The following is an 11,001-nucleotide window of genomic DNA, read 5'->3' as shown; positions in this document are numbered from 1 at the left end:
ACCGCCGCGCCACCCGCGACGATCATCCGGCGTCTGCTCATATCGCGCTTGTGCGCGGGGCCCGTGTGCCGGGCGTCGTCGTTCCGGGCTTCGTTCCGGGCTTCGCTGAAGTCCTCAGTCATGGCAGGGGACGCTAGAAGCGCAACCTGGCAGGGGCATCTCAGGAAGCTGTGAAAACGGTGTGCCCCAAAGGGAACCCCGGTCAGCGGGCCAGCGAGGCCGCGTCGCCCATCACCACGACGGGGTGCCGCTCCGGGTCCAGGATGAGCAGCAGCTTCTTCATGTGCTTCTTGGAGATGCTGACGCAGCCCTGTGTGGGCCCGCCGTGGTCCACATGGAACCAGATGCCGCCGCCCCGCTTCTGGCCCAGTGGCCTGGTCCAGTCGCGCGGGGAGGTGCCCGCCTTGCGGTTGTAGTTGATGGCCACGACGTAGTCGAAGGACCCGGCGAGCGGTTCGCCCTCGAAGCCGGTGCCGCCGATGGTGAAGCCGCTGGACTGCTCGTACGACAGCCGGGTGCCGGGGTCCGGGAGGCGGCCGCCCGCGTCGGTGAGGGGGAAGACGCCGATCGGGGAGCGCAGATCGCCGGTGACGTGGTGGTCGGTCCAGCCCCTGCGGGCGTTGTGCGCGTCCCAGGTGGCGACGGCCCGCCAGTCGGCGCCCGCGGCCATGTCCGGGTCGCCGTCGGGGTTGCGCCGTTGGTAGACCACCGCGGTCGCGCGGGAGGAGTCGCGGCCCTCGCCGGTCACGACCACCACCTGGCGGGCGTTGTCGGGCACCTTGGCGAGGGTACGGGGGCCGAGCCCGGGCAGATGCTTGCTCAGCGCGGCGGGGGCGGGCCGCTGGGCCGTGGTGCCGGGGCCGGGTGCCGCGCTCCCCTGTCCGGCGGCGGCGTCGGTGGCGCCGGCTCTGGGCTCGGGGCCGCCGGCCGGACCGTCCGCCGACGCCCCGCATCCGGCGAGCGCGGCGATGACGAGGGCCGCCGCCGCGGAGGCCACGGCCCTGCGGGCGGGCCGGGCCGCACGTACCGATACGACACTCAGATTGTCATTCACATTCAGGGAACCCGTTGGCATGGGCACCTGGTTGCCCCGCGTTCCGCCGGAAGCGGAAGCGGGGCCCAGAACAGCTACTTTCCGTCACTCGCCCGCGGGCTTCTCCGCGGGCTTGTCCCCAGCCTTCTCGCCGGCCTTCTCGCCGCCCTTGTCCGCAGCCTTCTCCGCCGCCTGCTTGATCTGCGGCTTGCGGATCGACAGGTGCAGCTCCCGCAGCCGCGCCTCGTCCACCTCGCTGGGCGCGCCCATCAGCAGGTCCTGCGCGTTGCCGTTGAGCGGGAAGGCGATGGTCTCGCGGATGTTCGGCTCGTCGGCCAGCAGCATCACGATGCGGTCCACGCCCGGGGCGATGCCGCCGTGCGGCGGGGCGCCGAAGTGGAAGGCGCGCAGCATACCGCCGAACTCGCGCTCCACCTCTTCCCGCGAGTAGCCCGCGATCTCGAACGCCTGGTACATCACATCCGGCTCATGGTTCCGGATGGCGCCCGAGGACAGCTCCACACCGTTGCAGACGATGTCGTACTGCCAGGCCAGGATGTCCAGTGGGTCCTTGGTCCGCAGCGCCTCCAGGCCGCCCTGCGGCATGGAGAACGGGTTGTGCGAGAACTCGATCTGGCCGGTGTCCTCGTTCCGCTCGAACATCGGGAAGTCGACGATCCAGCAGAAGCGGAAGACGTTCTCCTCGAAGTGCCCGGCCCGGCGCGCGGCCTCGACCCGCACCGCGCCCATGATCTTGGAGACCTCGTCGAACTCCCCGGCGCCGAAGAAGATCGCCGTGCCCGGCTTGCCCTCGACCTCGGCGATCAGCTTCTCGACGTCCTCGTCGGTGAGGAACTTCGCGATCGGCCCGGTCAGCTTGGCGTCCTCGCCGATCCGGACCCAGGCAAGACCCTTCGCGCCCTGCTCGACCGCGAACTCGCCCATCTGGTCGAAGAACTTCCGCGGCTGGTCGGCGGTGTCCGGCACGGCCAGCGCGCGCACATGCTTGCCCGCGAACGCCTTGAAGCCGGAGTCGGCGAAGACATGGCTGACGTCCACCAGTTCCAGCTGGGCGCGCAGGTCCGGCTTGTCGGAGCCGTACTTCAGCATGGCCTCGCGGAACGGGACCCTCGGGAACGGCGAGGTGACATGGCGGCCACCGCCGAACTCCTCGAAGAGCTCGGTCATCACCTTCTCGATGACCTGGAAGACGTCCTCCTGCTCGACGAAGCTCATCTCGACATCGAGCTGGTAGAACTCGCCCGGCGAGCGGTCGGCGCGGGCGTCCTCGTCGCGGAAGCAGGGCGCGATCTGGAAGTAGCGGTCGAAGCCCGCGATCATCAGCAGCTGCTTGAACTGCTGCGGGGCCTGCGGCAGCGCGTAGAACTTGCCCGCGTGCAGCCGGGAGGGCACCAGGAAGTCCCGGGCGCCCTCGGGCGAGGTGGCGGACAGGATCGGGGTCGCCAGCTCGTTGAAGCCCTGCGCGGTCATCTTCTGCCGGATCGCGGAGATCACGGCGGAGCGCAGCATGATGTTGCGGTGCATACGCTCACGGCGCAGGTCCAGGAAGCGGTACTCCAGGCGCCGCTCCTCGTTGACCCCGTCCTCGGGGAAGACGGTGAAGGGCAGCGGGTCGGCGCCGCCGAGCACCTCGACGTCGGTGACCTCGACCTCGATCTCGCCGGTGGGCAGGTCGGGGTTGACGTTCTCCGCGCCACGGGCGATGACCCTGCCGTCCACGCGGACGACGGTCTCCTTGGAGATCGAGCTCAGCGCGTCGTTCGCCGGGGTGTCGGGGCGGACGACCAGCTGGACCAGGCCATAGTGGTCGCGAAGATCGATGAAGAGGATGCCGCCCAGGTTCCGCCGATTGTGCAGCCAGCCGGAGAGCCGCACGTCGGTGTCGACGTCAGCGGCGCGGAGCTCGCCGCAGGTGTGGGACCGGTACCGATGCATCGTTCATCCAAGTCGTTTGGTCGGTCGTTGGGTCGGGGAAGCGTACGCACCCTCGAAAAGCTTCTCGGCAAGCCTACCGGCGCCGCACCCCTCACTGGTAAGGCCACCGCATATCCCCATATGGTGGCTCAATGCGCACCGAGGATCTGCTCGCCGCCCTCGCGACCGGCCTCTGGCGCTGGGACACTGTCTCGGGCGCCGTGAGCTATGACGCGGAGGCGGCCCGGCTGGTGGGACTGCCCGCGGAGCCCGTCACCCTCCCCGAGTCCGCCGCCCGCGCCTGCTTCCACCCCGTGGACTGGGTGGAGGCCAAGGCGATCGTGAATCTCGCGGTGGCCGAGGGCACCCTCGCCGAGGCACGGGTGCGGGTCGTGGACGAGAAGGGCCGGGTGCTGCGTACGGTGCGCAGCCGGTGCCGGCCCGTGATACACGGCGGCGACCCCGGCAGACGGGGCGCGGAGAACGGCTACGACCTGGTCGGCACCCTCCAGGAAGTGCCCGAGACGCTGCCCGGCACCTCCGCCGCGACCCTGACCTCGGTCACCGGCGACTGGCGTCGGGGCCGCGAGGCGTTTCTGCTGGACGCGGGGCGGGCGCTGGCCGAGGCGCCCTCGACCGCCGAGGTGCTGCGGGTGGCGGCGGGGCTGTCGATGCCGGGCTTCTCGCCGGACGGTCTTGCGGTCTTCGGGGTCAAGGGGGACCGGATCTCGCTGATCGGCCGCCACGGGAACCTGGCGGGGGACGAGCACCCCTGCCCCGCTCAGCCGCTGGATGCCGACTGCCCGGCCGCCGAGGTGATCCGCACCGGCCGGGCGGTCTATCTGCCCGGCCCGGAGGACTACCGGGACCGGTTCCCGGGCTCATGGGCGCGCACCCGGCCGGTCGCCCACCGGGCCTGGGCCTTTCTGCCGCTGATCGTCGCGGGCCGCACGATCGGCGCGTGGATGGCGAGCTTCGCGCATTCGGTGTCCTTCTCGCCCGATGAGCGCTCGGTGCTCACCACGGTCGCGCGGATGCTGGCTCAGGCGCTGTCGCGGGCCTCGCTCCAGGAGACGGAGCGCGAGCTGACGGACGGCCTGCAGCGTTCGATGCTGCCCGCCGACAAGCCGGCCATCCCCGGTCTCACGGTGGCCGCGCGCTATGTGCCGACGGGCGGCGGGCTGCAGGTGGGCGGCGACTGGTACGACGTGATCGGGCTGCCCTCGGGGCGTACCGCGCTGGTCATCGGCGATGTCCAGGGCCACGATGTGCGCGCCGCCGGGATCATGGGGCAGCTCAGGATCGCGGTCCGCGCATACGCCTCCGAGGGCCACCACCCCGACGCGGTGCTCTCCCGCGCCTCCCGTTTTCTGGCCGGGCTCACCGAGCCGCCGGGCCCCGGCGGCGATGCCCCGTACGATCCGCGCTTCGCGACCTGTCTGTATATGGAGGTGGACCCGGTCGCCGGCACGCTGGACATCGCCCGCGCGGGCCACCCCGATCCGGCGGTCCGGCTCGCCGACGGCACCATGATGATCCGGCCCACCGGGGGCGGGCTGCCGCTGGGTGTCGACCCGGACACCGACTACCCCACCACCCGGGTGGTGCTGGAGCCCGGCGAGACGCTGCTGATGTGCACGGACGGGCTGATCGAGACCGGCGGGCACGATGTGGAGTCGGGCTGGGACCGGATCCGGGCGGTCTTCGAGCACACGACCACAGATGGCGCAGACCACGCCGCCGCCGCGGGCGCCGCAGACACCCCGGGCGCCGCGGACACCCCGGGCACTGTGGGCGAGTCGTGCGCCACGTCCATCGCGGCCGCCGTGGACGCGTCGGCAGGTTCGGCCTCCCCCGCCGCGCTGGCCGCGCTGGAAGCCGACGATCTCGACGCGCTCGCCGAGGCCCTGGTCCAGGCGGTGCACGGACCGCCGTCCCACCACACCACCGGCCATCTCGCGGACCGCCGTGAGGACGACATAGCTCTGCTGCTGATCCGGCGCGACGCCGAGGTGTGCCTGGTCGGCCCCGGCTCGGCCCCGGTGCGGCGTACCGCCGTCACGGTCGCCCAGGCCGAACCGGAGCGCATAGCCGAGGCCCGGCAGCAGCTGCGCGACATGCTCCACGACTGGACCGACCACGACCAGGTGGAGTCGGCGGTGCTGATGCTCTCCGAGATGGTCACCAACGTCCTGGTGCACACCGACGGCGACGCCCTCCTGGTCGCCGAGGTCAGCGGCCGGGCCGGCGCCAGACGGCTGCGCCTGGACGTCGCCGACGGCAGCGACGAACTCCCGCACCGCCGCCGCCCGGGCGAGCTGGCGTCCTCGGGGCGCGGGTTGATGCTGATGGAAATGCTCGCCGACGCGTGGGGGGTGGACCCACGCGGCGACGGCAAGTGCATCTGGTACGAGCTGTACGAGGCGAGGCCGGACGGTCTCAGCTGAAGAGCCCGGAGCCAAGCGGGTGTTGCTTGTCGAAACCGGGGAGTATCAGGAAGGTCGCGCTGGCGGTCGTGGTCGTGTAGTCCAGCAGGGCGTCGGAATTGTCCATACGGGTGAGGGTGCTCGTGAATGTCCGTATGTCGTTCTGGAAGCTCATGAAGAGCAGGCCGGGGGCGGGTCCGTCGATGCTGTAGGAGCGGCGGAGCATGAGGCCGACGCCGACCGCGGTGGCGTGCGCTCTGCGGGCGTGGGCGTCCGCCGGGACGAGGTAGCGTCCGTCCGGCGTTTTGGCGCCGAGGTCCGGGCCCGAGGCGATGGTGCCACCGGAGAGGGGCACGCCACTGGCTCGGCGCCGGCCGAAGACCGCTTCCTGTTCGGCGACGGACAGCTTGGCGAACCTCGGCAGGTCCAGCTCCATGCGTCGTAATACGGCGAGGGTGCCGTGGGCGACCGGAGCCGGCCCGGCCAGCCACAGGTCGCGTTGTTGTTCGGCCTTCGTGTGGGGGCCCACGATGCCGTCGACGAAACCGAACAGGTTGCGTGGTGCGGCAAGGCCCTTGTCCACCGGCACGTTCGGACCACGGACTCCGGACTGCCGCCAGCGTTCGCGTATCCGCTCACCGGCCTGCTCCAGAAGCGCGGCGGCCACGACCGGTATCACCAAGGGGTCGTCGGCGCAGATCTGTATCAGCAGGTCGCCGCCGCGTGCCCGTGGGGCGATCTGCTCGCGGGAGAACCGTGGGAGGTCCTTCGCACCGGGCAGGGCAGGATCGACCTTGCGCACCAGCCGGGGGCCCACCCCGATCGTCACGGTCAGATCGCCCGGCGACAGGCCCATCAGTCGTGTGTCGGTCCCCGCGGTGAGTTTGCCGATGGCCTCGCCGAGTTCGGCCAGCAACGGACGGACGGACCCGGCGTCGACGAGGTCGGCCACCACGGCCAGCACGTTCCGCTGGGCTGGTTGGGGAAGCGTGATGCCCGCCTGGTACCGGCCCGTTGGCGACACCGGAGGGGTCGGCGCGGGGGCATCGGACCGGTCCGGCCGGGCGGAACTCGATTGGCACCCGGCGGAGAGGCCGGCGGCGGTCACAGTGCCGGTGGCACCGAGAAACGCGCGGCGGGACGGGCGGGAGTCGGCTTGGCGCACGGTGTGAACTGTGCCATATCCCCATCGGCGCCTGCGACTTCGTCGGCGCCGTGCCAGGATGAGGCCATGCCTCATCTCCGTCTTCGCCTGATGGCCGCGGTGCTCGGAACCCTGGCACCCGTACTGGTCGGCTGCGGCGCGGACGATGACGGACCGGACGACGGCCGGCGACCGTCCGGTGAGCATGTGACGATCAAAGTGCCGGCTGACGCCCCGACGATCTCGGCCGCGGTGTCGCTCGCCCGGCCCGGCGATCTCGTGCTGGTCGCACCGGGCAAGTACCACGAGTCGGTGAAGATATCCACGGCTCGCATCACTCTTCGCGGCGAGTCCCGGGACAAGGTCGTCATCGACGGGCGGCTGCGGCAGCCGAACGGCATCGTCGTCGCCGCTCCCGGGGTAGCCGTGGAGAACCTGACCGTGCGGAACAACACCCAGAACGGGGTCCTGGTCACCGGTTCGGCGAAGGCGGCTGCCGGAATGCCGGGGCAGTCCGGCGGCTATGACACCGGCGACGAGCCCGTCACCTTCCTGAAGTCATTCCTGGTCTCCCACGTGACCTCGACCCGCAACGGGCTGTACGGGATCTACGCGTTCTCCGCGCAGAACGGTGTCATCGAGCACTCGTACACGTCGGGCTCGGCCGACTCGGGGATCTATGTCGGACAGTGCAAGCCCTGTCGCATCGTGGTGCGGGACAACATCGCCGAACTCAACGCGGTCGGTTACGAAGGCACCAATGCCAGCGGCGACATGTACGTGGTCGGTAACCGCCTTGTCGGCAACCGGGTCGGACTCACCACCAACTCCGACCACCAGGAGAAGTTGCTGCCGCAGAAGGATGCCGTCATCGCGGGCAATCTGATCGCGGCCAACCAGCAGGCGGCCACCCCCGAACAGGCTGACGGCGGCTGGGGCATCGGCATCGGGGTCGACGGCGGCACCGCCAACCAGTTCGTCCGCAACCGAATCGCCGACAACAGCAACGCCGGGCTGGTGATCACCGCAACCGCCGACATACAGCCGAACGGCAACCGGATCCTGGACAACACCTTCGCCGCCAACAGCGTTGACGTCGGCTGGACGTTCCCCACCGCCACCAAGGGACGGGGCAACTGCCTGCGCGGCAATGAGCTACGAACGACGGTGCCCGCCAAGCTCGCGACAACCGCGTCCTGCCCGCGTCCCGCCCGGTCGCTCTCGCCGTCCGGCACATGGGCGAAGCCGACGGCACCTGGCGGTATCCCGTTCACCGAGGTGGCGGCGCCCGGGCGACAGCCGCAGTTCCCGAAGGCCACCACCACGGGCGCCACCGCTGTTCCGGCCGTTCCGGCGCTGCCGGACACGGCGGACATCCCGCTGCCGTCGGTGTCACTGCTCGCCACGGGCGCGCGGGTGCTGACGTCCTGAGCGGCGGCTACCGCGCCGGGGTGGCTCCCGGTACCGGCCGGACCGGAACGTACTTCTGGGTGTCGAAATCGATGACCACCGGCTGCGATGCGGAAGCCACGCCGACCCGGACCCGGTACATGGTGCCGTCCGAGCCGATCCAGTAGCGCACGGCATCCGCCCCCGCCGTACCGGACGTCGTACGGGCGCCCGTGGTACGGGCGGCGCTCGGCCCGGTCATGATGTCCACCTGATGGCCGTCCAACCGGTCCTCGCCAACCCAGGCGGCACCGTTCTGCGGCAGCAGTTCGGCATTGTCCGGCCGGTCGCTGCCGAGCTTCAGCGCGATGGCCAGCGAACTGTCCAGCGAACTGCCGTACTTCTGCAGCGGACGGTTGTACCAACCCGATCCCGGCGGCCGTGCCGGTGCCTTTGCCGGGGGGTCCGTCATCGGGTGTACGAACACGGTGGTGGCCGTCCACTCGATCAGTCCGTCGCTGGACGAATCGCGCCCGGTGCCGTGCACCACGCCGTAACCGATCTTGCCGCGGAAGTCGATGGATCCGGTGATGGTCAGCCCACCAGCGGTGCCCGGCACGTCGATCGTCACGGCGCGCCCGCCCGCCTGGTAATTGAGGAACCGCGTGACCGCCAGACGGTTCGCCTGATCCGAGGTCAATTCCTTTGGGCCGGTGGGGGCGGAGCCGCTGCCGGCGACCAGAAACGTGGTCACCGCCGCGACGGCCACACCGCCGATTACGGCTGCCACCCAGCGTGGCCGCAGCCATCGGCGCCGCCCGGCCGCGCGCTGCGAGAGACCTTGTTTGGTTCTCATACGCCGCACGCTACGCATTGATAACTTGTTCCGCTCATTCACCCTCTGCTCCCCCCGATCTTGGCGGCCACCCGCTACAGTATCGTCGCTGGTGGGGCGGTTCAGGATGACTATTCGGACTCTTGTGCTGTTTCCGTGTGGGGAAGCGAGGACGAGTGCGACTGGCCTGGGGAAAGCACTCCCGAGTCCCTGAATTCGCCACATCCGCCAAGACGACCAAGACGACCAAGAACGACGGGGCCCACCGAAACAGCGGTGGGCCCTTTTCACGGCCGACGCGTCACCCAGAGCCGGTAAGCAAATGTACGGCTAAAAGCGGGTGGTCGGTTCACATCATGAGGGGAGTGTGATGGCTGTGGGAAAAGTGTGTAGAGAATTGCGCCGGACAGCCGGGAAGCATACGGGCCCACTGGCGCGAGTGGGCTTAAGCGTTCTCTTGCTGTCGGGTGGCGTCATGGGCGCGACGGCCGGGACGGCGAGCGCTTCGACTGGCGACGGAGCCCTGACAGTTCAGGTGCTGCGGGATTTCTTCGGCACCGGCGTGATCAACACGACCATGGACGTGCCGCAGCGCGGCATGAAGGTCGAGGTGTCGGACCCTGACGGCCATCGGGTCTCCGGCACCACGGATGCCACCGGAAAGGTCGTGGTCTCGAAGTCGACCGAGCTGACCGGCGGTCAGTACCGCGTCGACGTCATCATCCCGGCGCCGTACGACAAGTATCTTCAGGCGGCCCCGGCCTCGACGGCGGAAAACCACTTCGACAGCTTCACGACCTTCGTAAACGTGTCGGACGGTAAGGACGACTCGGTCATCACCGGGGTCTGGAACCCGGCCGACTACGCACTGCCGGACACACGGTATTTCGTGCCGATCCAGAACACTGCCGACTCGCAGGACACCCGGGCACTGGTGGCGTTCGGGACGGACAAACGAGGTACGTGTCCTGCCGATACGGCGTGCCCGGCCGTCCTCAACACGCAGGACCAGGTGGGCACGACGTTCGCGCTGGCCTACGACAAGTACCAGAAGCGGATCTTCCAGGGCGCGTTCGCCCGCCGGTACACCCCGTACGGGCCGGGCGGTGGTAACGCGATCTACACCACGCCGACCAACGGTGGGACGCCGACCCTGTTCGCGAAGGTGCCGGGCGCCGCGCTGACGCCGCACGACGCCACCAACATGATCAAGGACGCCGGGTTCACCAATGCGCCGGGCAAGGAGAGCATCGGCGGCCTGGCCCTGTCGGAGGACGGCTCGACGCTGTACGCGGTGAACCTGCTGACCCGGCGCCTGGTCAGCTTCGACGCGACCGGGACCACCGCATCCGCACCCGAAGAGACGGTGCGCATCCCGGACCCGGGCTGCGCGAGCCCCGGCGACTGGCGGCCGTTCGGTCTTCAGGTCCACGACAACAAGCTCTACGTCGGTGGCGTGTGCAGCGCGGAGAGCACACAGAAGCGCGAAGACCTGAAAGCCGTCGTCTACACCTACGACGGCGAACAGTTCGACACCGTGCTGACCCAGCCGCTCACCGCCAAGCGCGGCTCCGTCTTCGGTTCCAACGACATCGACCAGGCCACCCACTGGAACCCGTGGAACACCAACCTGGCCACGTGGGACGAGCGGAAGGTGAACAACGTCTTCATCGATCCGCAGCCGGAGCTCGCCTCCCTCGCCTTCGCCCGTGACGGTTCGATGGTCCTCGGTTTCCGCGACCGGTTCATGGACGTCGTGAGCTGGGGTGGACTGGACCCGAGGCCGCTCAACGACACCGCGGAAAACGGCATGGCCGGTGGTGACATCAACATGGCCTGCGCCAATCCCGACGGCGGGTACTCGTGGGAAGGCACCGGGAGTTGCCCCAACCACGCCACCCCCGCCACCGGTGGCACCCAGGACAGCAGTGTCGTCGAGTACTTCCCGGGCGACTTCTATGGCAACGGAGTTCACGCGGAGACCGCGCTGGGGTCGGTGGCCTACATTCCGCAGCAGCAGTGGGTCGTCAGCACGGAGTTCGACCCGGTCGTCGACGTCGCGACCTCAGGGACCGGGTACCACAACATCACCACCGGCCAGGGCCCGGGCAACAGCCCGAAAGCCAACGGGTACCAGTTCGTCAGCCGGGAACAGAGCGGGTTCGGTAAGGCCGGTGGGCTCGGCGATATCGCCTACGAGGCGGCGAACGCACCGATCCAGATCGGCAACCGGGTGTGG

The 11,001-nt window shown here is 69.7% G+C and carries 7 protein-coding genes; 3 read left to right on the top strand and 4 right to left on the bottom strand.

Annotation, left to right across the window (positions count from 1 at the left end; all coding sequences use genetic code 11):
- Positions 1 to 202 precede the first annotated feature (202 nt).
- Positions 203 to 997, bottom strand: a complete 795-nt coding sequence (locus tag CCN51_RS38995; RefSeq protein ID WP_014178062.1) for a L,D-transpeptidase family protein — start codon at positions 995 to 997, stop codon at positions 203 to 205.
- A 141-nt stretch (positions 998 to 1,138) separates the two neighbouring features.
- Complete coding sequence (aspS, locus tag CCN51_RS38990) at positions 1,139 to 2,989, bottom strand: aspartate--tRNA ligase (RefSeq protein ID WP_014178061.1); 1,851 nt, start codon at positions 2,987 to 2,989, stop codon at positions 1,139 to 1,141.
- 131 nt (positions 2,990 to 3,120) lie between these two features.
- Between aspS and CCN51_RS38985 the strand changes: the two genes are divergently transcribed.
- Positions 3,121 to 5,415: an ATP-binding SpoIIE family protein phosphatase gene (locus CCN51_RS38985; protein ID WP_014178060.1), complete on the top strand. Its 2,295-nt coding sequence runs from the start codon at positions 3,121 to 3,123 to the stop codon at positions 5,413 to 5,415.
- On the opposite strand, the gene CCN51_RS38980 is transcribed toward CCN51_RS38985, so the two are convergent.
- Positions 5,408 to 6,559: a Dyp-type peroxidase gene (locus tag CCN51_RS38980; protein WP_043487274.1), complete on the bottom strand. Its 1,152-nt coding sequence runs from the start codon at positions 6,557 to 6,559 to the stop codon at positions 5,408 to 5,410. The genes CCN51_RS38985 and CCN51_RS38980 overlap by 8 nt on opposite strands.
- Positions 6,560 to 6,625: 66 nt before the next feature.
- On the opposite strand from CCN51_RS38980, the gene CCN51_RS38975 reads away from it, so the two are divergent.
- Positions 6,626 to 7,969 carry a right-handed parallel beta-helix repeat-containing protein gene (locus CCN51_RS38975; RefSeq protein WP_014178058.1) on the top strand — a complete coding sequence of 448 codons (1,344 nt, stop codon included), beginning with the start codon at positions 6,626 to 6,628 and terminating at the stop codon, positions 7,967 to 7,969.
- 7 nt (positions 7,970 to 7,976) lie between these two features.
- On the opposite strand, the gene CCN51_RS38970 is transcribed toward CCN51_RS38975, so the two are convergent.
- On the bottom strand, positions 7,977 to 8,696 hold the full coding sequence (locus CCN51_RS38970; protein WP_014178057.1) for a hypothetical protein: 720 nt from the start codon (positions 8,694 to 8,696) through the stop codon (positions 7,977 to 7,979).
- 541 nt (positions 8,697 to 9,237) lie between these two features.
- On the opposite strand from CCN51_RS38970, the gene CCN51_RS38965 reads away from it, so the two are divergent.
- On the top strand, positions 9,238 to 11,001 hold a 1,764-nt coding region (locus CCN51_RS38965; RefSeq protein WP_086860665.1), incomplete at its 3' end, for a collagen-binding protein.

The organism is Streptomyces milbemycinicus (genome assembly GCF_002154605.1).
GTDB lineage: Bacteria > Actinomycetota > Actinomycetes > Streptomycetales > Streptomycetaceae > Streptomyces > Streptomyces milbemycinicus.
The sequence above is the reverse complement of the archived record's forward strand: the minus strand, read 5'-3'. Positions and strand labels throughout refer to the sequence as shown.

What these genes read in the sequence shown, in the direction of transcription:
- aspS (WP_014178061.1), bottom strand. Translation starts at nt 2,989, where the DNA reads ATGCATCGGTACCGGTCCCACACCTGCGGCGAGCTCCGCGCCGCTGAC.
- CCN51_RS38985 (WP_014178060.1), top strand. Translation starts at nt 3,121, where the DNA reads ATGCGCACCGAGGATCTGCTCGCCGCCCTCGCGACCGGCCTCTGGCGC.
- CCN51_RS38975 (WP_014178058.1), top strand. Translation starts at nt 6,626, where the DNA reads ATGCCTCATCTCCGTCTTCGCCTGATGGCCGCGGTGCTCGGAACCCTG.